The organism is Arthrobacter sp. AG1021 (assembly GCF_003633665.1).
In the GTDB taxonomy this organism is placed as follows: domain Bacteria; phylum Actinomycetota; class Actinomycetes; order Actinomycetales; family Micrococcaceae; genus Glutamicibacter; species Glutamicibacter soli.
In genome coordinates, this window is sequence record NZ_RBLB01000008.1 from 327,915 (window position 1) to 353,092 (window position 25,178).

Below are 25,178 nucleotides of genomic sequence, written 5' to 3' on the forward strand. Positions count from 1 at the left end.
GCTCAGCCCTCCCGATGCATCCAGAGGTCTGCCGCATGCCGCCCGTCAACCTCGGGCAATTCCGTGGGGTTTTCGAGCTGCGCTGCCGCTTGGGCCAGCGCGGTGCTGAGCTTTGATGCCAATTCAGTATCCAAATCTCGATGATCGATGACCGTGTGGCCGTTCTCGTCCAGCCAGCTGGCCAGGCCCGTTTCGTCGGTGGTGACCACATGGCAGCCGTGCGCCAGCGCCTCCACAATGGGAAGGCCCACCTGTTCGCGCCAGCGCGGGGTCCTGCGCGAGGGAAGGACCAGCACATGGCTTCGGCGCAGGTTCTCATGGATGAGTTGGCGCGGCGGGTCGAGGTGGATCTCCACGCGTTCATCCGCGGCCGCGAGCTCCTGGACCTGGGCGGTCAACTGCCCCTTGCCGATCAGCACCATGCGCGCCTCGGGAAGTTCATCCCTGACCGTTGGCCAGGCCGCCAGCACGGCGTCCAATCCCTTGCGCGGGCTGAAATCCCCGATGAACACCAGAGTTGGCACCCCGGCGCGCGGCAGTTCTTCGCAATGGCAGGTTGCCGGCAGGGCCGGGATCAGCTCTTGCTTGATGTCGCTGCCGGGTGACAGCAGGGTCCGGTAGAGCTGTTCGGCCCCGGGCGTTCCGTAGCACAACCGGTCCAAGCGGCTCGCGAGCGACCGGGACAGGCGGCGGTCAAATTGGATGCGGAGTTTCGATTTCCAGGTGGCTGCCGGCCGAGAGAAGGGGTCGAGGTTTTCCAGCGCGTAGCTGACCACCTGCGCCTTGCGTCCCGGGTTCAACCGCACCGCCAGGGCGGCCAGCAGGCCGCCGGCCAGGCCTTCGCGCATCAGCGGCTCGTTGACCTCCAGGAAGCTGACCCGGGCACGCAGCAGCAGCCATGCGGTCTGCCAGATGGATGATTGGTAGGCCTTGACCCGGCTGGCCAGCTGGGCATCGAAATCGTAGCGCCGCTGCCGGTAGAGGTAGACGGCCGGCGCGAACTCGGTGGCGCGTTCAAGATGGGCGGTGCGGATGGTCTGGTAGATCTTGACCCGTCCGCCGCAGGCGTTGATGGCGTCCAGTACCTCGTGGCTCCTGCGGCGGCTCACCGCGCATGCTCCAAGACGGCAGGACGATGGACCTTCCGGATCGACTTCTTGCCGCGCCCGTACTCCTGGTAGGCGTAGCCGCAGGCGCCGACCAGCTGTCCCGCGCCGCGGTAGACGGTCCGGGCGCCACGGGCTTGCCTGGGCAAATCGGAGGCCAGCTTGCCGGCAAGGCTGCGCATGGTGCCGAATGCCATGCGCGCCAGGCCCCCGGCCAGGAATACCGCGCGGCTGCGCAGGTGGCCGGGGCTGCAGTCCAGGAACTGCGCGACTAGTGCTTCGCTGCTGCCAACCCTGAAACTGCGCTGGCGAACCCAGCGCTTGGTGGCGCGATCTGCCGGCACCGGATCCACGGCCTTAGCCTCGTTGCACCACAGGATCCGGCCGCCGCAGGCGACCAGCTGCCGGGTCAGCAGGGAATCCTCACCGCCGATGTGTCCCAATTCAAGGCTGAAGCGCAGGTTATGTCGGCGCAGGAAATCCATGTCCAGCAGGAGATTGTTGCTGGCCGCCGCCGGGACCGCGCTGCCGGTGGCGCGTTCGGGACGGTTGAAATACCGTCCCGCCGCCACCCACGGCTCGGCCGTTGCCGGAAGCTCGGGCAAAACATGCCCGCTGACCGCCTGGCAGCGTTCCTTGAGCCAGAGTGACAGCAGCAGTTCGAGCCAGCGCGGCTGGGGAATGATGTCGTCATCCACGAACAACAGGAGCCTGTCGGCGGCGGACTCGTCCAAGGCCCGGTTGCGCGCCGAGGAGATTCCCGGCCTGGGCTCATGGTGGTAGGTGATGCGCGCCGGATCCAGGCCGACAATGTCCTGGGCTTCGGGCTGCTCTGCGTTGTCGATGACACGGATGTGAACCCGGAGCATGGACGACAGGTCTTCGGGCAATCCCTTGATCTGTTCAAGCAGTGCATGGATGGTCAAGGGAAGCCGGTCGGGACGGTGGTAGGTCAGCACCGCAATGGCGGCATCGAGCCGGACCCCGCTCATGCCGGGACTCCCGGAATGGACGCGCCGATACGGTGCAGCGCCTGCTCGTAGGCCCGCACGTGCGCCCGGCCGGTGTGCTCCCAGCCGCGGCTCGACAAGTCCGGCGCCTGGGCCGGGGGATAATGCTCAACGGCATCCACCGCGCGTTGCAGATCCTCGGTGGTCAGTTCGCCGGAGAACAGGTGCACCCATCCCGGTCCGACTTCGCGGGCCAGCTCCCTGTTGATCTCGTTGTCGGGGATCAGCACGGGCCGCTGCAGCGACAGCGCCGCCAGGGTTCCGCCGGAATTGTGCATCAGCTTGTACGGAAGCACCACAAGCTGCGCCTCGCGGATTTCGCGGGCGAAATCTTCCTCGGACTGGAATGCCAAGCTCAAATGGATGCGCTGGTCGTCCCCGCAGAGCCTGCGGATCTCGCCGCTGATCGATTCGGAGCTCGGATTGCCGGCGACATGCAGGGACAGCCCGGGGCCGCGCAGTGCGCGGAAGGCGGTGATCAAGGATTCAACACCCTTGTAGCGGCGTACCAGCCCGGTAAAGGCGATACGCCCGGGAACCGTTTGCGGTGCCGGGAACCGGCTGAACCAGTCGATGTAGTGGCCGTGCGGGATCAGCCGCACCGCGCTGCCCGGCGGGCAGGGCGTATGCCGATTCAGACGGATCCGCACCGCGGTCTGGTTGTCAAAGATGTCCAGGATCCGGTGCTGCAGGCGTCCCAGCCCGCTGGGCCGCTCCAGGTTGTGCACCGTGCGGACAATCGGGATGCGCTTGGCCTTCAGCCGGGCCAGGAAAGCCAAGGTGAGCAGCTGGCGCGCCAATGATTTCAACGGCGAACTGCCGGAGCCCAGGTTCTCTGGCCAATGCACATGGTAGACGTCGAAAGTACCGGTCAGCGCCGTCTTCCAAGTGAAGTTCTGGACTTCAACGTCAGGCTGGGCGCGCAGCGTCTCGGCGAGCATGACTAGATAAGGATTTGTCGTGGTGCGATTGGGCGGAAAGCCCTGCAAGACGATCATGATTCCCCCCACAGAATCGATCTCAAGTAATGTAACTCACGATAGCGTAAATATCGTAAGGCTTCAGGATATGTCCAAGAAAAAGTCCATCTGGTGTGTCGTGCTCGTGGTGAATTACGGTTCCCATGAACTGATTGCACGGAATTTCAGCACCCTCCCGCGGCGGGAAGACGGCGTGGCCATGGTGGTGGTGGACAACTTCAGCACCGAGGCCGAGCGGCGCGAGATCCGCGCACTGTGCGAGGAACGCGGCTGGGATCTAGTCGCCAGCGGGATCAATCTGGGATTCGGCACCGGGGTCAACCTCGGGGTCGATTATGCACTGGACCTTGATCCGGAAACCATCGTCTTGCTGAACCCGGATGCGGTGATCGAGGCCGCCGGGCTGCGGCAATTGGCCGATGCGGTGCGCGAGGATGAACAGCGGCTGGTCTGCCCGCGCATCGAGGACACCGCCGGCAAGGTCTTTTTCGCCGGCGCCCTGCTGGACATGCAGACCGGCAGAACCTTGGGCGCCTCCTCGCCGAAGCGCCGGGCCGACGGAGTCTACCGGGAGTGGCTGACCGGAGCGTGCCTGGCCTTCGCCCCGTCGCTATGGCGCAAGCTCGGGGGATTCTCCGACGACTATTTCCTGTACTGGGAAGATGTCGACTTCTCGTTCCGCGCGGTGCACGCCGGGGCGGAACTCCACTACGCGCCGCACATCCTGGTGGTCCATGACGAAGGCGGAACCCAGCAAGCCGGCGGGCAACGGGCCAAATCCGAGGTGTACTACTACTACAACATCCGCAACCGGATGCTGTTCGCTCGCACCTGGTTGACCGGCGCGGAACAAAGCCGCTGGATCCGCGGATCCCTGCGGGCTTCATGGGACGTCATATTGCGTGGCGGACGCCGACAGCTGCTTGGATCCCTTGCCCCGTGGCGGGCGCTGGTTCGCGGGTTGTATGACGGACTGCGGGATGTCCGGGGCCCGAAACGCTAGGATTGCCCGGCCAGGTCCTTGGCATGCTGCTCCACCTGGCGCAGGACCCGCTCGTGGGCCGTATAGCCAAGCCCGTGTCCGTCGGCGATGCGCCCCGGTCCAAGGCGGCCGCGCCAGCGTCCGCGTGGATTCTGCAGTTCGGGAACCGGGACCAGTCCGCGCAGGTCATTGAGGACTTCTGGCAGCTGCCGGACCCACTGGGGGTCGGAGAGCATGCCCCGCGCCCTGGCTTCGACGGCCAAGGCGGAAGCTTCCACGAGCGTGTAGGTGCGGTGCCTGGCGCTGGGGCACAGTGCCGAGACCATGGCGCTGTGCTCGGGCTCCATGGTCAGTATGAGATCGGAACCCATGACCAGCTCTTCGCTGACGGGGCGGGAAAGATGCTCTGCCGGAGCGGCTGTCCCGAGCAGCCGCCCGGCGACTTGGCACAATTCGTATCCTGGCCTGGTCTGCACGCCAGCGCTGGCGATGTGGACCCCGGGATCTCCGCTCAGCGCATTGGCCAGCAGGGTCTGCGCAAAGGGCGAGCGGCAGACGTTCGCCTGGCACAGCACCAGCATTTGAAACATGTGAACATCCCTCGAAATATTTGATCGACACGTGGAGATATTCTTCCCCTCGGTGCCACACTAGCGGATGTTCGCGGTAGCATCGGGGCAAGACATCTGAAATTGGGGGACGATGCAATGGAATTGCCGCAGTACCTTTTGGCGCTTAGACGCCATTGGATTCTGATCTTGGTCTTGGCAGTGCTGGGGGGCGCGCTGGGCTACGGATACGGAAAAATATCACCGCCTACATACACGGCAGGCTCCAGCGTGTTCGTGTCGGCGAGCTCGGGGGAGAACACCAGCGAACTGGTTCAGGGAAGCAACTTCACCCAGAACCTGATGCAGTCCTATGCCCAGCTGGCAACGATGCCGGTGGTGCTGGACCCGGTAATCCAAAAGCTCGGATTGGACGACACCGCCACGTCGCTGGCCAAACGCATTGACGTGGACACGCCGTTGAACACGGTGCTCATCAACATCAAGGCGTCCGCGGGGGATGCCACCGCCTCGGCGGACCTGGCCAACGCGGTGGCCGACGAACTGACGGTGCAGGTCCAGGGCCTTGCCCCGAAGCAGGCTTCGGGACAGCCGGCCATCGACATGAAGCCGGTGGCCAAGGCCGCGCCGCCGCAATTCCCGAGCGCTCCGAACACCAAGCTGCTGGCCGCCAGCGGACTGGGCGCCGGACTGCTGCTCGGTATTCTCTACGCACTGCTGCGCTCACTGATCGATACCCGGGTGCGCACCGACCAGGATCTCCAGCGGCTCACCCCTTACCCGACGCTGGGCCAGGTGCCGCGTCGGGACAAGAAGGGCACCGGAGTGGTCATGCGTACCGCTCCGCACGACACGGTGTCAGAGGCCTACCGCCGGCTTGCCGCGAACCTCGAATTCCTGAGCCCTGATAATCCGGTCCGGTCGGTCGCCGTGACCTCTGCGCTGCCTGCCGAAGGCAAGAGTACGCTGACGTTGAACCTGGCCGTGGCACTGGCCGAAACACGCAAGCGCGTGCTGGTGATCGACGCGGATCTGCGCCGCCCCACCGTGGCCACGGTCTGCGGCATCGACGGGCAGTTCGGGCTGACCACGGTGCTCAGCGGCAATGCCCGCCTGGACGAGGCAATCGTCCAGTGGGGCCCTATCCACGTCATGCCCGCGGGGCGCACCGCGCCGAACCCGGCCGAACTGCTCAGCAGCATGGCCATGGCGGAGATTCTCGCGGCCAGTGCCGGAAACTTCGATTTTGTCCTGGTGGATTCGGCCCCGCTGCTGCCGGTGTCCGACACGTTGGCGTTGGTGCGCCACGTGGACGGCACGCTGCTGGTCACGCGGGCGGGTTCCACCAAGGTACGCCACCTGCGTACCGCGCTGAACGCCTTGGAAGGCGTCAAGGCCACCATCTGCGGCATCGTGCTGAACCGCGTGCGCGTTGGGGTCCGGGCCGAGCACTACAGCTACAACGACACGTCCGCAGCCAAGGGCCGCCGGGTCAAGCCGGTGGGCAACCCGCGCCGCATGCAGCTGCCCGAGGCTCCAGAGCGCGACGTCCATGACTCAGCGGCACATCACTAAGGACGGCCTGCGGGTCGCCCGGTGGGATGAAGGATATCCGGGACGCCAGATCACCGGCGCGCTGATGCTGTTCAGCGTCCTGCTGCTGGGCAACCGGGAGATCCTGGACTACAACGCGACCATCGGGTACCTGTTCGCCACGGCGCTGCTGCCGTTGTGGATCATGGAATTCAGGCGCTACCGCGCAGGGAACTGGTTCGCCGCCGGCGCGGTGGTCTGCGTGATCAGCGGATTATGGCTGGCCGCCTTCAGCTCGCAAAGCCATGAAGTGGTGGCCTCCACGCTGCTTGGCGCGCTGGCGCTGTTCCTGGGATTCGTTGTCACCGTGATGGTGCTGCTGTGGGCGCGTCGGATCTTCCCGGTGTGGGTGCTCGGCCTCGTCTACGGCCTGGGCATGCTCAGCAGCATCTCCACCGGGGGACTGGCTGCCGGGAATTTCTGGAAATACGCGCTGGCGACGCCGTTGACAGTGATCGGATTGTCCTTGGCCGCCGGCATCCTGGCACGCAGCCGCGCCGCCGGGCGCCTGGCTGACCTGCTCATGCTGGCGGTATTCGCCGCCATGTCACTGCTGAATGACTCGCGCTCGATGTTCGGAACCCTGCTCATCGTTGCCGCGCTGGTGGGATGGCAGGTGCTGCCGCGCGGGCGCAGCGTGCGCAACAGCATGGTGCGTTCCTTCGCGGCGCTGGGGCTGGTGGTTGTCGCCCTGTACAACGTGGGAACGTCCATGGCTCTGGAGGGCATGCTGGGCGAGGCGGCCGCCGAGCGTTCGGCCATGCAGCTTCAGATGTCAGGTTCCCTGCTGCTGGGCGGACGTCCCGAGCTGATGGCCACCTTGAGCCTGATGGCGAACCAGCCCATGGGCTACGGGCTGGGGGTTGATCCGCAGCTGAGCGACATCATGGTCGCCAAGCAGGGCATGGCAAGCATCGGCTACAACCCGGACAACGGCTACGTTGAACGATTCATGTTCGGGCACCAGTTCGAGCTGCATTCCACCGCGGCTGACCTGTGGGTGACCATGGGGATCCCCGGTTTGGTGTTCGCCCTGGCCTTGGGCGCGGGGTGCGTGCTGTGGATCCTGCACGCGGTCGCCGCGCGGGAAGCCAGTGCGCTGGTGCTGTTCCTGGCCGTGTACTCCCTGTGGAACCTGATGTTCAGCCCGTTCTATTCGGCGGTGCCCACGCTCGGTCTGGCGGTGGGCCTGATGTTCAGCTTGCGCTCGGAACGGGAGCCGAGCCAGGAATGATTCCCTGCACCTGGTCCGCGAAGGAGCTGCCATAGGTTTGCGGGTCGTAGCGCCGGGCAGCTTCCTGGCGGTCCGCGGCGGAACGGCGGCGGAATTCCTCCCAGTTGCCGATGATGGAGCTGATCCCGTCGGCCAGGGCCGCGGCGTCATCCGGGTCCACCAGCACTGCGCTGTCAAGCCCGCGCACCGCCTCCGGCAATCCTCCGATGCGGGAAACCACGACCGGACGGTGCGCCAGCACCGCTTCCACCGCGGTATTCCCGAAGGGCTCGTCCACGGTGGACGGGACGAGGGCGATGTCGCAGGCCGCGTAGTGCGGCCAGACCGGGTTGTCGAAGCCCAGGAAATTGACCCGTGACGGGTCGGGGAGCGCTGCGGCCTGCTCCCGAAGTTTTTGCTCAAACCATTCGTAGCCTTCGAACACCGCACCGAGCAGGTCCAACTGGATGTCCAGCCCTTGGTCCTGCAGCAGCTTCAGCGCATCCAGCGCCACATGGGCCCCCTTGCGTTCGGACAGGCGGCCGACGAAAAGCACCCTTACAGGTCCGTCCAAGGCTGGGCGCGGCGCTGCAGCGGTCCCCGGGCCTGGGACTCCGTTGTAGATGACGGTGGATTTGCCCTTGAGCCACGGGGCGACTTCGGTGAGCGATTCGGTGCTGTAGTCGCTGTTGAGCACCACTTTGCGGCACAGGGTGCCGGGCAGGGCCAAGGCCAACCGGAGGACGCGGGGCGCATTGCGCTCGGACTCATGGACATGCAGCAGCACCGGAATGCGCCGAAGTTTTGCCGTGAGGATCCACAGCGGGATCGTTGCGGTATTGACCACCACGGCGGCGGGCCGGTGCCGGCCCAGCAGCTTGTAGCCTTGGGCCAGCGCTTGCGCGCTGTCTTTCAGGAAATGGGCGAAGGCCCGCGGGCGCAGCAGCGACTTGCGCAGCACCGGCACGTCCATGAGATCAACCTGCGCACCGGACGCTTCCAGTACCGGAGCCAGCGGCCCGGATTTCGGAAGGGTTGCGACAACACGAAAGCCCCGGGCTGCCAGTCCGGCCACGCTCTCAATGAGAACGCGGTCCGATCCGTACAGCTCGGGGCTGGGGTGTGCAACGAGGATGGTGCCAGGCTCTTGATGGTTCATAGACCTATCATGGCACGTCTCACACGCTGATTAGTGTTGGCCGACCACCTTGGCGCCGGTGGCGCTGCCGACAGCCTTGGCAACGTCCGCAGGCAGTGGCACGGCTACGCTGGCAGCGTTGGCGCGGTCGGCGGTCATGCCGGACAGGGTCTGGGCGGTGCTGGTCTGGTTGTTCTTCCAGGTCGAGTCCTTGGCCTTGGCCAGGGCCGAAGGGGTTTCGTAGCGGCTGAGCTGCTTGTTGTCGCTGCCGCCCCACGCGACCATGGTGGCCGTGGAGGTGCCCTGGCGGGCGGTGAACAGGTTGCCCTTGATGTCGACGTTCATCTTGTCCACCGGAATGTTGGTGGCCTTGTCCAGCGCGTAGAACTGGAAGGAACCCGACTTGTCGAAGACGTTGTTGGAGACCTCGATGTTGCGGGTCAGCCATGGGGTGGTGTTGTCAGGGAACGGCTGGCGTGGATCTTGGCCGGCGAACTTCTTGTTGTTCTGTCGGCGCTCATCCTGGGAGAGCTGCAGGCCCATCAGCGAGTTGCCGCCCAGGTCGTTGTTGTAGATCTTCACGTTGCCGGTGTCGAAGATCAGGATGCCGGTCTTGTTGTTCAGCGCTTCGTTGTTGGCGATGATGCCCTTTTCGGACAGCTCGGCCTCGATGCCTGCATCGGTGTTGTTGTTCGCCTGGACGTTGGTCACGGTGAAGTCATAGACCGACTCGTCCAGCCAGAGGCCCATGCCGATGTTCTTGTTCACCTCGACGTTGTCCACGGTGATGCCGCGCGAACGGGTGATCTTCATGCCGCCGGAGACCGGCTGGGACTTGAAGTGCTCGATGTTGTTGCCAGAGGCCACGATGTCGGTGAACTTCGAGTTGTAGGCGGCGTTGACCGCGATGCCCAGCATGCCGTTGCCGGTGGAGGTCACGTTGTCCACGACGGAGTTGTTGTTCTGGACGGCCAGACCGGTCATGGCGTTGTTCTGGATGTGCATGTTGCGCACGGTGGCGCCGACGTTCTGCATCTGCAGGGCTGCGCGTTCGCCGTCGTAGGCGGTGGCGTAGCCGCGGATGCCGAAGCCCTGGACGGTGACGTTCTCGCCGATCACGGTCAACGCCTGTCCCAGTGCGCTGGCGGTCACGGTCTTGCCGGTCGGGTCGGTGCCCATGATCAGGCGGTCGGTGGCGTAGTCCACGGCGAAGGTGCCCGGAACGACCTGGGCTGCGGAAGCTACCTGCTTCTGCGGAGCGCCGTTGATGAACAGCATGTCCGGGTGGGCGGCCATCGAGTACTTGGAGTCGACGAATCGCGAGTTGTTGGCGACGCCGAGCAGCTTGTTGGAGAAGGACGGGGTCCATCCGGCCGATGCCCAGGTGCTACCGGACTTCTTCCAATTGGTGACCTTCTTGGTGCCATCCATCCAGACCTTTTCGCCAGGGTAGTTCTGGATGGTCAGCTTGTCCTTGCCGTAGGGGACCTTGGCGCTCTGGTGGTAGGTGCCTGCGCGCAGCACGATGGTCTGGCCATCGGCGGCGGCGTCAATGGCCTTCTGCAGCGAGGTGTAGGGGTTCGACTTGCTGCCCGACTGCGCACCCGAGGACGATGGGGCGACGTAGATGGCGTTGGACGGGACGGCGTAGGAAGCCGAGCCGACGGTCGCGGTGCCGCGCTTCGGGTTGGTGACCGGAGCCACCGGATCGGCCGGCTTGGTTGGGGGAGTCGGGGGAGTGGTGGCGGTCGCGGTGGCCTTGGCCAGCTTCAGGTTGTCGACCGAGATGTTGGTCTTGGTGGTGTGCTTGGATGATGCGTAGGTCCAGAAGCCGAAGTTGCCGGCCTTGGCCAGTCGCGAGGTGCTGCTGTCGGACTTCTTCAGCTGCCATCCCGGGGCGCTCTGCCCGACAACCCAGGCGCGCATCGACAGATCAACCTTGCTGGTGCCGGTGGCCTTGAATTCCACGCGTACGGCTTGGTTGGCCTTGACCTTGAATGGAAGGGTGTACGAGCCCAGACCGGCTTCCTTGCCGGCGTTGACACGGGAGATGTCGAGCTTGGCGGTGCCGCCGGAGCCTACGATCAGGCGGCCGCGGTAGACCGAGCCGTCGGCCTGGCGGCGGGTTTCCAGTCCGGTGTAGGTGTTGGCTCCGGTGCCCGGCAGGCTGGAGAAGGAGAAATCGCCCGAAGCAGTCACATCGGCGGCGCTGACGTTCTTCAGGGTGGCAACGGCGGACTTCTTGGCGGTCATGCCGGAAATCTTAGCCTTGCCGCTGGCAACGGACATGGCCACGCCGCTGGAGCTCCAGGAGCTGTAGGCCCCGCCGGAAGTGGCGGAACCCCAGCCCTTGGCGACGGTGCGGGTGAAACTATCCGAGGCAGTGGCCTGGGCTGCAGATGCATCAGGTGCGGAGTAGGTCAGTCCGGCACCCACGAGGGCGGCGGCAGCGGCAATGGCGGTGAGCTTGTTCAGTGCGCGTGGCTTTGAAGCGATGGCTTTCGAGGCAGACAAAAAGTCTTCTCCTTGTACAGGGGATGGGGACTCGTGGCCTCATAAACGGGTCCGACAACAATTTGGGGGATTTGTCGGTATTCAGCAAAAGCCACTATTCGAAGCTAACAAGAATAAATAGCTCAAGTTGCCCTCAATTTACGCTCAGATATTCTTTAATAGATAACGTTTGAGTAACGAATACCTAGCCGGGCGTGGTTGAAGAAGTTTGGATGTCCTATGAAATCCACGCTCGTTTGCCTTGAAATTCACTTGCTTTGTGTCGATCGTCACTCGTGTTCGTGCGCAACATTGCAAGTAAATAGTGCCCCAAGTCGCAATTTCCCTGATGAGCACGCGACAAGCCACGGGTACACCAAACGTTGGCAACGAGGGCGCCTTCGAAATTTTTGGGGGCCGACGGGTGGTTGGAGAGTTGACGATGAGCCCCGACATGGTGGGCCTATTGCCGAGTGACAGGATTGCATGTTTCGTGAACTTGGCTTGAATGCCAACCTCAGGTGTGCCGGCAACAGACATGCTGCCTCGGCCGAGAGGCTATCGGTGCTTGATATTCCGAGCATCCCGGGCTAAATATTCAGGCGGTGCCTGCGTGTCCTGATTGGTTCGCGAAGGCAATGGCGGCGCAGAGACTCATAGCCGGGCATTGTGACCTCGTATCACTCGCGAGCCACACTGGAGTCGATCTCAACGCAACGCGGAATCAGGAGCCCGGTTGAGTCCTTGTAGCGTAATTGAACAGCACTGCGGCACGTTGGATGGAAGGAATTATTGGCTGTCCAACTTCACCCTAGCCGCTCGTGAAAATTTTCACAAAGTGCGTCTTTCGGTGCGTAACATGCGGGAATTCAAGGCTAAACGCACCATCTGAGGGGTTAGTCTGATTAACGGAGTTCTCTCGCGGAGGCCTCCATGCAAGCCACCAGCCTAATGAAATCGCAAAGGTGCCACACCCGTGTCTGACAACAAACCAATCGTACTTCTGGCCGAACAGCTCTCGCCTGCAACCGTCGCGGCACTCGGTCCCGACTTTGAAATTCGTCAGACCGACGGAGCAGACCGCTCCCAGCTGCTCGAAGCTATCGCCGACGTTGATGCCATTCTCGTTCGCTCCGCCACTCAGGTCGATGCCGAGGCCATCGCAGCAGCCAAGAACCTGAAGGTCATTGCCCGTGCAGGTGTCGGCCTGGACAACGTGGATATCAAGTCTGCAACCCAAGCTGGCGTCATGGTCGTCAACGCACCGACTTCGAACATCATCTCGGCAGCCGAACTCACCGTTGGCCACATCGTGTCGCTGGCTCGCCGCATCCCTGCCGCCAACGCCTCGCTGAAGAGCGGTGCATGGAAGCGCAGCTCGTTCACCGGCGTGGAACTGTTCGAAAAGAAGGCCGGAATCATCGGCCTTGGCCGCATCGGCGCGCTGGTTGCAGCCCGACTGCAGGGCTTTGGCATGGATATCATCGCCTACGACCCGTACGTGACCCCGGCACGCGCATCGCAGCTTGGCGTAACCTTGGTGACCCTTGACGAGCTGCTGGAACAGGCAGATTTCATCACCATCCACATGCCGAAGACCCCAGAGACCCTGGGTATGCTCGGCAAGGACGCCTTCGCCAAGATGAAGAACACCGCCTACGTGGTCAACGTAGCCCGCGGCGGACTCGTTGACGAGGCAGCCTTATATGAAGCGTTGAAGAACGAAGAAATTGCCGGCGCCGGCATTGACGTATTCGTCAGCGAACCAAGCACCGATCTGCCGTTCTTCGAATTCGACAACGTCACCGTCACTCCGCACCTGGGTGCATCGACCGATGAAGCCCAGGAAAAGGCCGGCGTATCGGTCGCCAAGTCTGTACGGCTGGCTCTGGCCGGTGAACTCGTACCGGACGCTGTGAACGTCGCAGGCGGGGTCATCGACGAGAACGTCCGCCCGGGCATCCCGCTGATCGAAAAGTTGGGCCGCATCTTCAACGCGCTCACTACCGGCTCATTGACTAGCATCGACGTGGTTGTCGCCGGTGAAATTGCCGAGTTGGATGTCAAGGCACTGGAACTGTCGGCACTCAAGGGCGTCTTCATGGATGTTGTGTCCGACCAGGTCTCCTATGTCAATGCCCCAGTTCTAGCAGAGCAGCGCGGTGTAGCAACCCGTCTCATCAAGACCACCGATTCGCCTGAATACCGCAACCAGCTGACCATCAAGGGTTCAAGCAATGAAGGCGCCCAGCTGGCGGTAGCGGGAACCTTAACTGGACCGAAGCAGATTGAAAAGCTCGTAGGCATCAATGGGCACGAAATCGAAATCCCGATCTCAGATCACATGATTGTTGTCCGTTACTCAGACCGTCCTGGCATCGTCGGTGCCTTGGGCAACGTGTTGGGCGAGCAAGGCATCAACATTGCAGGCATGCAGGTGTCGCGTGACGACAATCGGGCAGAGGCGCTTGCCGTGATCAATATCGATTCGGCCTTGCCCAACGGCGTTCTAGACGTGGTTGGTGCAGCAATCGGCGCAAGCGTAGCCCGAGAAATCAATCTCGCAGACTGAACCAATTACCGCAAGCTAGTTGGAAGGCCGTCGGTCCCCACCTCTCTGGTGGGTGGCGACGGTCTTTCCTATGCGTGGGCTCACCAAATATTGGTCAGAGTATTAGATTCCAGGAATAGGGTTCGAAATTTCCGACAATTCGACACGAATTGAAATTTGCCAACCGAATAGGTGACCCAGATATTGGGAAGCAAAATGTGCTGGCCGACACCGGACATGTGAAGCGGATGATGTCTCGTTTCTAAGGCACCATATGACAGCTCCCCAGGCCGGGTGATCGCTGAAACTGTAACCGCTACACTGGCTGGACGACAATGTCGCTTCATTGATCCACAGTGGTGCCTCGGAACACTTTGGCACTGTCAAATTCAAATCTATCCAGCGGAACTGACGGCGCACCGTTTTTGGCAACCGAATAGCGCGTCTCAAATCCTCCGAACTGGTAAAGGCTTCAGACTAGGTCTAGTGATCAATGCCGACTTCAAAGCTCATTGATTTATGTATCAAATTATTGATGAATTCAAAAAGAGCCGAAATTCTCGGAATTGACACCAGGTCGGAACGAAAAACCAATTTTTTAAATCACTATCTCAAGAGCGGGATATCAAATATTTAAGCGGCAACAAAAGACGACAATAAAAACACTATTCTGAATCAATATTGCGATTATCAAAGTTCGAAACACTATATCCAGATCGTCGCGAATGAATTTTACGAGATTATCAATATAGAAATTTGTAAAAATTTATGTATGACAGATTTAGGTACGGCCGGCAAAAGATGAACGACGGCTTACAATGGAGTATACTGACAGAGCCTAGTTGTATGCCGAAAGCAAATTTCTGTGCTCATCTAGAGCACGTTAGACCATGCATCTAAGCAAATTTCCGAGCAGCGACTTGGGTAAGATGCCTGACGCACATTGATACGAGAGCATAAGAAATGAACTTGCCAGCAAATAGGATTCACGAATTACACGATAAGAAGAACCTCAACAAATTGAGGAACCCGATTCTTTCAATTGTAATTCCTATTTATAATGTCGAAGATTATTTGGCTGCAACAATCGAATCTTTGGTAAATCAAAAGCAGTTCAATTCGTATGAAGTAATACTTGTCAACGACGGTAGCACCGACGGAAGCACTAAGATTGCAAGAGATTTTGCTTCACAGTATCCGAATATTTGGTTCTACGAACAACTGAACTCAGGTGCCGGCAAAGCCAGAAACTACGGTTTGCAGCAGGTAACGACAGAGCTAGTCACCTTCTTAGACTCAGACGACATTCTTCCTCAAGATGCATATACGGGCATGCTGCGACAATTTTCTCATCCAGAAGTGGACGTAGTGATTGGTCGAATGGAAAGAATTCCCAATCCACAGAAATTTATTTGGAATACGGCTTTTGAACCAGGCACTCGTATTGAACCTGGAATCGTCACAGTTCCTGAACTTATTCATGGAGCTGGACCATGTAATAAAGTCTTTCGAGTAAGTTCGATGCGTAAAAATGGATTTCAATTCGGTGAAGGAGTTCACTTTGAAGATGCGCACTTCGTGGTTCCATTTCTACTAAAATCGAACGCCATCGGGATCCAAAATCGCGTCACTTATAATTATCGTAAACGTGACAATGACACATCCGTAATGGACTCGCTTTTCACCCGCGAAAAAAATTTTTGGGATTATTTGGATCTTTGCGACAGTCTAATTGAACAATGCCGAGATATCGACGACGCAAAAAAATCCATCCTCGATGATTTCATTATTAGAGGTATGCAGGGATTCGTTTATCGAGCATTTCAAATGTTTGATGATGCGAAGTTGTTTAGGTTCCAAATTCGTCTACAGAAAATTTTTAAGAGCATTAGCATTTCTTCGATCAAAAAGTCTACAGCTCACCCTGGAATAAGGCTTGCCTATGCTCGTCTGCTCAGCTATGACCCGCATGATTTCGAACGATCGATGTTAGAAAATGAAACATTGTCGATAGTAGGAACTAAACCTTATATAGGATACGATCGTTCGCCAGAACCAGAACTGCGTATGTTGCGACAGACTGGGAATATACTTTTCGGTATTGAGTCATTTACTCGGCAAGGCAAATCTATCGTTCTAGAAGGTCGAGTAACGACAAAACACGGTAAGATATCCACGATCCCAGGTGCCAAACTGCAGCTCCGAATTGCAGGAATGCGGTTTGAAGGTGAATGGCAAAGTCGAACTGACAGACGCCATAGCGCCGGATACTGCTCGGGATTCAGGTTTAGTGTTCCAAACGAATCGTGGCCATCCGGTAGGCATCTCATTCACATTTTCTTGGTCGACACCACCGGAACTTTCGGCGCCACCACACACAAAACCATGGCCATGTTTAGAAATTCTCTGCCATTTGCTTACTCAGGTATGAAGTACCAAGTATCTGCTGACGAACGGAATCGGGTACTGGTAGAAAAGAAGACGAATCATCTTAAGTCGTCTTGGCACAGGTTACTTGAAGATATTCAAAACGTCCGTACAGGACAACCGTTCGCCAAAGAAATTCTTGTTCGCGCAGTTACTAAAAAGTTCGTACGCAAACCAATATGGATTGTCGGCGAAAGATGGGGTGCTGCACAGGACAACGGTTCTGCGTTCTTTGACTACGCACATAAATCTGACGTAAATGCCAACGTATTCTACTTGTCGGGTGAAAAGGGAGCTCAAAGTCAACGGACGCTAAGTGGAAATAAAGTTGTTCCGACTTCTTCACTTCGGCATAAGTTTCTCATGCTGCACGCTTCTGTCATTCTTAACGCCTACGATGTAGATACGTATACGTTGCCAAAATCTTGGGACAAGATGGACTACCTGCAATATCTGCGACCTCGGACAAGAACCAAGAGGGTTTTTCTTCAGCATGGTGTAATTTACCGTGATACTGCATCCGGTCTTCATCGGTTGGTCCAGGGATACGACTATTTTGTAACTACCACCAATGACGAGACATCGTATGTTTCAAAAGAACTTTCCTATGGATCAAACCGAGCTGTACGTAGCGGACTTCCAAGGTTCTCGAAACTAACTAACAAGAAAACAGATTCTACGAGAAGGATTCTTTTTGCACCGACTTGGCGTAAATATGTCGTGACGCCTTCGTATTTAACCAACGGATCATCGGGAATAGACGAAAACTTTTATGATTCGGATTATTTTGTAAACATAAACGGGTTCCTTCAGAGTGACAAGCTTCTTCAGTTCCTTGAGCAGAACAACTGCGTAGTAGATTTCATCCCTCACCCGGAGGTAAAATCAGCTTTTGAAACTATATCATTCAATGAGCGCATAATTTTCAACAAAGAAGTCGACTATGCACAGTCCCTTCGCGCCTGTTCGATTTTTATAACTGACTATTCATCTGTACTTTTTGATGCGGCTTTCCTAAGAAAGCCTTCGATCTATTTCACTTTCGATGAAATAGAGTTTGAAAGTCTGCATTCTCGCAAAGGATACTTCGATTTTGCTCGAGATGGTTTCGGTGAGTCGGTCGATAACGTGGAAGATCTTATCGACGGCATAGAGCGAATTGCAAAATCAGATTATATTGTTCCCCAACCTTACCTAAATAGAATGAATAGTCAGTTCAATGCAATTTCTGTGGACCCAAGCGAACTTATAATCGACAAGATTATTTCCCCTGTGAAGAAAGTATATAACCATGCGAAGTAATGCAATGAAAGTAAAGGATATTGCAAAAAGTGCAATTGGCGAAGAAAAGTACCTTCGAATCCGACCTTACCTGATCTCATGCAAAAAGGTTATAGAATCTGGTAACGGATATCTTGGCACGCTTTCTAAGAATAGAAAAGTCTCCGTAAAGAGCTCCCAACAGAAAAAGACTGCCGGCATCATATGGAACCATACAGCTGGAATGATGCCAGAACAGGCTTACATTCGAAATTTTAAAATCGTTGCTTCCGCATTGGACAAGGCCGGTATTTCTTGGTGGATAATAAATGGAATTCATCGGGGCCGGCGAGTTATCGGTGTCGATGCGAATGATCGAATTGATACACTTAAGGCACTTTCCTTACTCTATTGGGATTTTGATGAGTCTACATATCTCCTGGATGTTGACCGGAGTAAATTACAAATCTCCGTTTCACGAATTGCTTCCACAACTGCACTTAAAACCTCAAGTGTACTGCGAGTCTGTTCACCAATGTCGTCTCCAGAGAACGAACAAAAATTCGGATTTGCCTATGGATGTGACATCGAATTTTGGAATTTTGAAAATCTTGTAGACAAGACCAGAATCACTGCTCCTCGCGAGAACCAGGCAGCCGCAACGATGTCTGAGGACGAGTTCTCTTTAGTGGACTTTGTTAAGGATGGGATTGAAACTAAGCGCCCTTCCGTTTTCGGCCAGAGAATGCTCGACGATGTAACTTTTCCAATAGATGTCGTGTATACGTGGGTTGATGGTGATGATCCGAGCTGGCTGGAAAAACGAGCCCGCGAACAGTCTAAAATGGACGGTGTCGAATACCACCCGGAAGCCATTCATAGCGCCAGATTTACTTCAAGGGATGAACTGAAGTATTCACTTCGCTCCTTGCAAGCTTATGCACCTTGGGTAAACCACATTTATCTAGTTACAGATGGGCAGAAGCCTGATTGGCTAGACGAAGTCGATAATCTTACTGTTGTCGATCATCGAGAGATTTTTGACAATGAAGATATCCCTTCTTTTAATAGCAATGCTATCATTTCTCGTCTTCATCACATTAAGAATTTGAGCGAACACTACATTTTTATGAATGATGATGTAATGTTTGGTCAGCAGGTTTCTCCAAGTGATTTCTTCACGCCATCAGGGATCGCTTTAGTTTCTACGTCGAACAATCGTCGTCCTTTTGGAAAGCCTTCCGTCCATGACGAGCCACATATCAACTTGACAAGAAATATTCGGAACTTGATTGATCAGGAATTTGGCATTACCGTTTCTCGTGCCATAAAACATACTCCGCATCCTCAAATCAAAAGTGTGCATTTTGAGATGGAGAAGAAGTTTTTGAAGAGTTATCGACACACTTGGTCAAGCAAGTTTAGGCATCACGAAGATATTGTTGCTGATCAGCTGCATCACTATTATGCACAAATTATCGGCAAAGCAGTTCCGGGTTCTCTGACGTACAATTATATTAATATTCTTGACAATAGATATTCGGTAACTATGCGTGAAACTTTGAAAAAACGCCATCGGCAAGCAATGTGTATAAACGATGCTCCAGTTGAAGGCGCTGAACCGATTCCCGAATCCGAAGTCTTACAGTTTCTGAACGCATATTTTCCGATCGCCTCTATTTACGAAAAGGTATCCGGTGACTTTTAAATGAATAAAATTGACAAGTGCTCGAAAAGTGTAATCTCTGGCAACTTAGGTTCAGGAGACTATGTCGAGTTGTACGTAAATGACTTTCTCATTCAAAAAATTAGACCTCAACAGGTGTCTGAAAATAATTATGTTTTTAGCATTCCACTGTATGATCAGTGGCGTTTTGCTAAAACTGAAGATAAAATTCGTCTCATTCAGAATAAAATGCCTTTGGAATTCCCGGATGGTCGTGACTTCCTGGTTCCTCAGCAGGACGGAAAAGAAGATCTGATTCTTCTTGCTGAGAGATTTGAAAAGGGACAACGCTTTGATGAGCGCGGACGGATTCGAATACTGGCAAAGGCCGAAGATGCGGATTGGCAGGAGGGCGTGCTTTCCCTTTTTGAAGACGTTGCCGAAGTTATCCGTCAACTTACGGGTTCGCAGGCCTTTTTATATAGTGGAACACTTTTAGGGTTTATTCGCGAAAAGGGGTTCATATCTTTTGATAAGGACATGGACTGTGCCTATCTGAGCGAGGCGGACTCCGCTAGGGGTGCGGCACTTGAATTTGAACTCCTTGGAGATGCCCTGATTAAAGCAGGATTCTCTGTTAATGCTAAAGCATCCTGTATCTCCGTTCGCCGCGTACCAGGTTCCATTGTCATGGTTGATATCGCACATCTATTTTTGAAATCGAATGGCGAAATCGGATTCCCTTTTGGGACTGTTGGAACCGACCCAGTTTATAGGGATTTTATCGAACCGACTCAACCGGCTAACTTTATGGGCTTTGATGTTCAGATTCCCAATCGACCCGAAAAATTGATTGCTCAGATTTACGGCTCGGATTGGGAAATACCGAATCCTAATTTTAAGTGGACTCAAGAGAGAAAACGTCGAGATGCGGAAGCGTTGTTGTCCTATACAGCGCGTTCGCGCTTGGCTGCCGATGATTTCTATTCGCATAGTTCGCGAAAGAGACCTTCTCGCTTTGCCCAAGAGATTGTTAGCCATCCACTTGCTGAAGTTGTGGACTCTGTTATTGATTTAGGTTGCGGTGATGGTTTGGATTCCATCCTGCTGCGTGAGAAATTTGAGAATGTGCTTGGACTGGACCGTAGCGCATATGCCATTCGCTGCTCTCTAGGTAATGCCGGCCGTTCCCAGCAACGTCCGGATTTCGTGCGTTCGGATATTCTAATTGCCGGGAAGCTCTCCAGAATTTCGGCTTCTTTACGGTTCGAAAATAGTGGATCAATACTGTTTTACTCGAGGTTTCTGCTGCATGCTTTAACGAATGCTGAATGCTCGCGCCTGCTTATTGAGATTTCCAATGCCGCCAATCGAGGTGATTTTATTGCATTTGAATATCGAAATGAGAAGGACCGCGAGAATAAGAAACGCTACAGCCGATCTTTTAGGAACTTTATAAATGACGAGTCATTGAAAGAGTTGTTGAATAGTAGTGGATTTAGGATTTTGTCTCATGAATCTGGTTGTGACTTCTCGAAGTACGGGAAAGAAAACCCTGATACATCTCGCGTAATTGCTGTTTTTGAAGGATAACCATGTTGAATTCGGAATAGACCAGTTGGTAACTCTGCTCCTTTGACTTTGTGTAAATTTCAGGTGTTCTCAAGCGGTGTATTTCCCGACTTTGTATTAAACTGCCGGCAGCTTTTCCGTCGAAAAGTTGCCGGCAGTCATGTCGATTTTACTGTTAGTCGTAGTTTCAGAAATCTTCGGTTGACGTGATTGTTGATAGAAGTTGAAAATTGGTAATCAGCGGAACTCGGAAAGTGAACGCTCTCAGGATAAGGAGTTTGATCACCGTGGAAGATTGGGCTTTGACTCGAAGGCTCGTCAAAGAACGAGTTCCTAACTCGCGGATCGCCCGTGACCTCGGAGGTTCGCTCTCCACCGTTGCCAAGGGCGGCAGCTTCAACCGCACCGCCCAAATATGAACGCAAACAGGAGGCAACTGCGTTCGACCTGCCAACTACGCCTAGCTGGTACGACAAGTCGGGTGCAGGGTAAGGCTTGAAGGTACTTCTGTTCCGGTGAGATGGTGTGAGATGGTACCGCCACTACGCCCTCATGGTGTGTAATCTCGCAACATCGTGGACACTGAAACTCATCACTTCGTGGACAGTGGATCTCAATACTTTGTATGTCCTGTCTCATCACTTTGTGGACACACGATCTCATGAGATCGTGCACACGAGGTCTCACCACTTCGTGGACGCATCCTGACCAAACTTTCTGGCACCGTCATGTCTATGCCCAACGTTCTCTCACCACGCGTACGCGCGACGATCATCAATTTCGACCCCACACAGCCAGATGCCCTCACCGTCAGCGAATTCTGTAAAACCCAGAAAATCTCCCGCAGCATTTTCTACCGTCTGCGTCAACGGGCATCCCGAGAATCGGCGGCAGCTGCCGAATAGGGCGAGTTGGTACGACTGTTCCGGCTACTGGGTACCGCCGCCTTTCGTCGACCCGGTACTCCGATTACGGCTTGCTGGTACTGCCGGCGGTCCGATGAACGCCACCACGGATCAGGCCAACAACTTCACACTGATTTCCGGGTTGTTCAGCAGCCGTGATTCCAAGTCCCCAAGCGTGAATATCCAATCAACCTGGCACGGTGCGTAGGCTGGGCCCCGGCGCCCGTTGCGGCAGCTCGTGGGAACATGCTTCAGGACTGCCTAAACAGGGCGCGGGAACATGTGTTTAGCAGAGGTATTTGGTAGCACCTGTGTATCGAACGGGTGTGTAATCTCGCAACATCGTGGACACTGAATCTCATGGCTTCGTGGACAACCGATCTCATGACTTTGTATGTCCTGTCTCATCACTTTGTGGACACACGATCTCATAACTTCGTGGACATGATGTCTCACCTCTTCGTGGACATTTACAACGTGACTTTCTGGCACGCTCATGTGCATGCCTAACGCACTTTCTCCACGCCTGCGCGCGATGATCATCAGCTTCGATCCGACACAGCCCGAGGCCCTGACCATCAGCGAATTCTGCAAGACCCAGAAAATCTCGCGCAGCATCTTCTACCGCATCCGCGAACGTGCCACCCAAGAATCAGCCGGCGCGCTCCACCCGCGTTCCAGAGCTCCAAGGCAACCTTCCAGACGCTATGGTCCCGCAGTGATCAACGAACTGGTCAGGATCCGTAAAGAACTCAAAAAAGACGGTTGGGGCTACGGACCGAAAACCATCCACTACGAAGCTACTATCCAGGATGATTTTCCTGGCGGACAAATCCCATCCGTAGCGACCATTGCCAGGTTGCTGGCCAGTGTCGGTCATGTTGAACGCAGCCCGCGCAAGCGCCCTAAATCCTCCTACGTCCCCTTCGTACGCTCCACCGCTATGGCCCTGTGGCAACTCGACGTATTCGAGTTCAGAACGCTCTCCGATCAGGTGGTGACCGTCTACCAGCTCATCGATGATGCGACGCGATTCGATGTGGGTTCCAGCGCGTACGCACGGCACGAGAACAGCGGGGACGCGCAACAGGTGCTCACCCACGCCATCAATGAATACGGCCCTCCCAAGGAAGTCCTCAGCGATAATTCCAAGGCGTTCAACCAGCTTCGCGGTGGAACCATCGGCATCGTGGAAGCCTATCTAGCTTCTCAAGGAAGCATGCCGATCACAGGACTACCGGGCAGGCCGACGACTCAGGGCAAGAATGAACGCTCGCACCAGACCCTTCAACGGTTCCTCAAAGCCAACAAACCCCAAAATCTTGCTGACGTGCAGAGGCTGCTCCGTCGTTACCGTGAGCATTACAACCAGCGCCGCCCACATCAGTCCTTGAATCAGGCAACTCCGCAGAAGGCTTGGGAGCTGCTGGAGCACACACCGGCCACCGAGCCGATACCGATGGTGGTGCTGGAAGCCAAGGCGGCTGAGTACCTGATGAAGCGCCGCGTCGGCAGCTCGGCGGTGAATCGCGCTGACCTTGTCGTTTCGTAAACCGGGGACATCTTGGACAAGCTCACGGAGCAGCCCGAGCCTGCCATGGATCGGGAAAGCCATCAGTTACTAGTTCGGGTCAATAGAGACAACTGCCAAGCGTATTATCGGGGCAAGCAGATCTCACTGCCTCAGACCTATGCCGACCGACAGTTCCTGAGAACCATCACCGCCAACGAATTCATCTTGTCGGACCCCGATACCGCTGAAATCGTGTTGAGCTTCCCGTTGCCCCTGGTGGCATTGCGTGTTCATCAGCGGTTTGTGGCCTCGTACTCGATCAGAGGAATTCACCTGGCGCACCCAACCAAGCAGTGGAGCCGGAAGGCCGCCGAATACCAGGCCCAGTACGAAGCGCGGGAAGAAGACATGCCAGAGGTCTTTGATTACCGGTAGTCAGCCGTTGCCGGCGGCTCCCGAATGGGCACCGCCGGTAGCTGTGTACAAAGTCATGAGATCGGTTGTCCACGAAGCCATGAGATTCAGTGTCCACGATGTTGCGAGATTACACATCCGATACGCGCACAGGTGCTACCAAATACCTCTGCTGAACAACATGCGGTGATCGACCACTACGGCTGGGTTCCCTTGACGAGACGACTGTGATGTCGTCACCCACACGAATCGGGTTCAATGAGGATTCAAAAAGGCAGTATAGAAATTCCATGTCTTGTGTAGTGCAGCAGTCACCCGAGCGGCGTTCCACAGGCCGCGCGCATTCGTCGCTTACCTGCTGTCGCAAGAGGCGCAGGGCGTCTATGACTTACTTACAGTTCCATGAGCGCGGAATAGCGGTACCATCTCGCCGGAACAGAAGTACCTTCAAGCCCTATTCGGCAGCAGCACTGCACCCAAAGTCCAGAGCCCCCAAATCACCAGCGAGAAAATACGGGCCAGCAGTCATCAACGAGCTCGTGAAAATCCGCCAGCAACTCAAGAAAGACGGCTGGGACTACGGACCGAAAACCATCCACTACGAAGCAACGATCAACCATCAGGAATTCCCTGGAGGAACGGTGCCTTCCGTCGCGACGATCGCCCCGGCTCCTGGCCGGGGACGGGCACGTTGATCGGAACCCCAGAAAACGGCCCAAGTCCTCCTACGTTCCATTCGCCAGATTAACCGTAATGGCTCTGTGGCAATTGGATGCTTTCGAGTATCGAACCAACAAGAACCAACTCCTCACCATCTACCAACTCATCGACGACGCCAGCCGCTACGACGTCGGATCCTCTGCTTTTCAACGCCACGAGAACAGCCAAGACGCGTACACCGTCCTCGCCGAAGCCATCAAAGCCTACGGCGCACCTCAGGAAGTACTCAGCGATAACTCCAAAGCGTTCAACCAGCTGCGCAGCGGCGTCATAGGTTCCGTTGAGATATTCCTTGCTTCGAAAGGCACCATGCCGATTACCGGGCTCCCAGACCGGCCCACCACGCAGGGAAAGAACGAACGTTCGCACCAGACACTGCAACGCTTCTTGGAAGCAAACAAGCCGCAGGATCTGGCCGTAGCGCGAAAGCTGATCCAACGATACCGGGAGCACTACAACCAGCGTCGCCCGCACCAGTCATTGAACCAAGCGACACCGCAAGCGGCGTGGGACTTGCTTGAGCATACCCCGGCGGTTGAGCCATTGCCGCTGGCGGTGTTGGAAGCGAAAGCAGCGGAGTATTTAAGCAAACGGCGTCTAGCCCAGAACGTGTCGCTGGTCAGGGACGTGGTGGTTTCCAAGCACGGCGAGATCATGCAAAGCACTCATGATGTTTCTGATGTGGTTCCTGGTTTAGCTGCGAATCAGATGGCGGTTGAGGTGACCAGAGAAAACAGGAAAGCCTACTTCCAAGGTTTTCATATTTCCTTGCCGACCACATTTGCGGGACGGCAGTTCGTCAGGACGATTACCGAGGATGAATTCTTGCTTTCTGATCCCGTGAACGGTGACGTCGTGTTGTCGTTTCCTTTGCCGATGGTGGCGTTGAAACTCAGCGGGAAGCTCGTGTCTTCGTACTCAATCAAGGGGATACAGGTTTCGTTGGCTACACGGCAATGGGAGAAGAAAGCGGAGCAATACCGGGCAGCGATTCAAGCGAATGAAGAGCTGATGCCAGAGGTCTTCGAACACTAACGAGCGTCTTTGGCGCAACTACCAACAGCTG

At 56.3% G+C, this 25,178-nt stretch carries 13 protein-coding genes and 3 pseudogenes; 10 read left to right on the top strand and 6 right to left on the bottom strand.

Going from position 1 to position 25,178, the window contains the following annotated elements:
* Positions 1–2 precede the first annotated feature (2 nt).
* Genes DFO58_RS09965 through DFO58_RS09975 form a run of 3 tightly spaced genes read right to left on the bottom strand, consistent with a single transcriptional unit; the run spans position 3 to position 3,057 of the window.
* On the bottom strand, positions 3–1,109 hold the full coding sequence (locus DFO58_RS09965; protein WP_120990487.1) for a glycosyltransferase family 4 protein: 1,107 nt from the start codon (positions 1,107–1,109) through the stop codon (positions 3–5).
* Complete coding sequence (locus DFO58_RS09970; RefSeq protein WP_120990489.1) at positions 1,106–2,098, bottom strand: glycosyltransferase; 993 nt, start codon at positions 2,096–2,098, stop codon at positions 1,106–1,108. Before DFO58_RS09970 ends, DFO58_RS09965 begins: the two co-directional genes overlap by 4 nt.
* Positions 2,095–3,057 (bottom strand): glycosyl transferase, encoded by a 963-nt coding sequence (locus tag DFO58_RS09975; protein WP_286163549.1) that lies wholly within the window; start codon positions 3,055–3,057, stop codon positions 2,095–2,097. Before DFO58_RS09975 ends, DFO58_RS09970 begins: the two co-directional genes overlap by 4 nt.
* 127 nt (positions 3,058–3,184) lie before the next feature.
* Here DFO58_RS09975 and DFO58_RS09980 point away from each other — a divergent pair, with 127 nt between their 5' ends.
* A complete protein-coding gene (locus tag DFO58_RS09980) occupies positions 3,185–4,099 on the top strand; it encodes a glycosyltransferase family 2 protein (protein ID WP_183043152.1) in 915 nt (304 codons plus the stop codon).
* On the opposite strand, the gene DFO58_RS09985 is transcribed toward DFO58_RS09980, so the two are convergent.
* Positions 4,096–4,668 (bottom strand): hypothetical protein, encoded by a 573-nt coding sequence (locus tag DFO58_RS09985; RefSeq protein WP_120990495.1) that lies wholly within the window; start codon positions 4,666–4,668, stop codon positions 4,096–4,098. The two genes, DFO58_RS09980 and DFO58_RS09985, sit on opposite strands and share 4 nt — an antisense overlap.
* A 117-nt stretch (positions 4,669–4,785) precedes the next feature.
* On the opposite strand from DFO58_RS09985, the gene DFO58_RS09990 reads away from it, so the two are divergent.
* Complete coding sequence (locus tag DFO58_RS09990; RefSeq protein ID WP_120990497.1) at positions 4,786–6,222, top strand: polysaccharide biosynthesis tyrosine autokinase; 1,437 nt, start codon at positions 4,786–4,788, stop codon at positions 6,220–6,222.
* A complete protein-coding gene (locus DFO58_RS18455) occupies positions 6,200–7,474 on the top strand; it encodes an O-antigen ligase family protein (protein ID WP_183043153.1) in 1,275 nt (424 codons plus the stop codon). The genes DFO58_RS09990 and DFO58_RS18455 overlap by 23 nt, the downstream gene beginning before the upstream one ends.
* Here DFO58_RS18455 and DFO58_RS10000 read toward each other — a convergent pair.
* Positions 7,437–8,612, bottom strand: coding sequence for a glycosyltransferase (locus tag DFO58_RS10000; protein WP_120990499.1), 1,176 nt, complete (start codon positions 8,610–8,612; stop codon positions 7,437–7,439). The genes DFO58_RS18455 and DFO58_RS10000 overlap by 38 nt on opposite strands.
* A gap of 30 nt (positions 8,613–8,642) precedes the next feature.
* The gene (locus tag DFO58_RS10005; protein ID WP_120990501.1) at positions 8,643–11,105 is read right to left on the bottom strand and encodes a right-handed parallel beta-helix repeat-containing protein; all 2,463 of its coding nucleotides are present in this window, start codon (positions 11,103–11,105) and stop codon (positions 8,643–8,645) included.
* A 955-nt stretch (positions 11,106–12,060) separates the two neighbouring features.
* Here DFO58_RS10005 and serA point away from each other — a divergent pair.
* The 7 genes and pseudogenes from serA to DFO58_RS10040 form a co-directional block, all read left to right on the top strand.
* Positions 12,061–13,656, top strand: a complete 1,596-nt coding sequence (gene serA / locus DFO58_RS10010; RefSeq protein ID WP_120990503.1) for a phosphoglycerate dehydrogenase — start codon at positions 12,061–12,063, stop codon at positions 13,654–13,656.
* Positions 13,657–14,598: 942 nt separating this feature from the next.
* Entirely contained in the window at positions 14,599–17,364 is a 2,766-nt protein-coding gene (locus DFO58_RS10015; RefSeq protein WP_120990505.1) for a glycosyltransferase, read from the top strand.
* A complete protein-coding gene (locus DFO58_RS10020) occupies positions 17,354–19,030 on the top strand; it encodes a Stealth CR1 domain-containing protein (protein ID WP_286163550.1) in 1,677 nt (558 codons plus the stop codon). Before DFO58_RS10015 ends, DFO58_RS10020 begins: the two co-directional genes overlap by 11 nt.
* Before the next feature lie 114 nt (positions 19,031–19,144).
* Positions 19,145–20,581: a class I SAM-dependent methyltransferase gene (locus DFO58_RS18220; protein WP_147407246.1), complete on the top strand. Its 1,437-nt coding sequence runs from the start codon at positions 19,145–19,147 to the stop codon at positions 20,579–20,581.
* Between the two features lie 713 nt (positions 20,582–21,294).
* A pseudogene (locus tag DFO58_RS10030) lies at positions 21,295–21,450 on the top strand (IS481 family transposase); the annotation flags it as partial.
* Positions 21,451–21,967: 517 nt separating this feature from the next.
* Positions 21,968–23,413: pseudogene (locus DFO58_RS10035) on the top strand (IS481 family transposase).
* 437 nt (positions 23,414–23,850) lie between these two features.
* Positions 23,851–25,147, top strand: a pseudogene (locus DFO58_RS10040) (integrase core domain-containing protein); the annotation flags it as partial.
* Positions 25,148–25,178: the final 31 nt, after the last annotated feature.

Bases quoted from the DNA above. Each gene is read 5' to 3' on its own strand.
- DFO58_RS18455 (WP_183043153.1), top strand. From the start codon at position 6,200: ATGACTCAGCGGCACATCACTAAGGACGGCCTGCGGGTCGCCCGGTGG.
- DFO58_RS09975 (WP_286163549.1), bottom strand. From the start codon at position 3,057: ATGCTCGCCGAGACGCTGCGCGCCCAGCCTGACGTTGAAGTCCAGAAC.
- DFO58_RS09990 (WP_120990497.1), top strand. From the start codon at position 4,786: ATGGAATTGCCGCAGTACCTTTTGGCGCTTAGACGCCATTGGATTCTG.
- DFO58_RS09970 (WP_120990489.1), bottom strand. From the start codon at position 2,098: ATGAGCGGGGTCCGGCTCGATGCCGCCATTGCGGTGCTGACCTACCAC.
- DFO58_RS10015 (WP_120990505.1), top strand. From the start codon at position 14,599: ATGAACTTGCCAGCAAATAGGATTCACGAATTACACGATAAGAAGAAC.
- DFO58_RS09985 (WP_120990495.1), bottom strand. From the start codon at position 4,668: ATGTTTCAAATGCTGGTGCTGTGCCAGGCGAACGTCTGCCGCTCGCCC.
- DFO58_RS10000 (WP_120990499.1), bottom strand. From the start codon at position 8,612: ATGAACCATCAAGAGCCTGGCACCATCCTCGTTGCACACCCCAGCCCC.
- DFO58_RS09980 (WP_183043152.1), top strand. From the start codon at position 3,185: ATGTCCAAGAAAAAGTCCATCTGGTGTGTCGTGCTCGTGGTGAATTAC.
- DFO58_RS10020 (WP_286163550.1), top strand. From the start codon at position 17,354: ATGCGAAGTAATGCAATGAAAGTAAAGGATATTGCAAAAAGTGCAATT.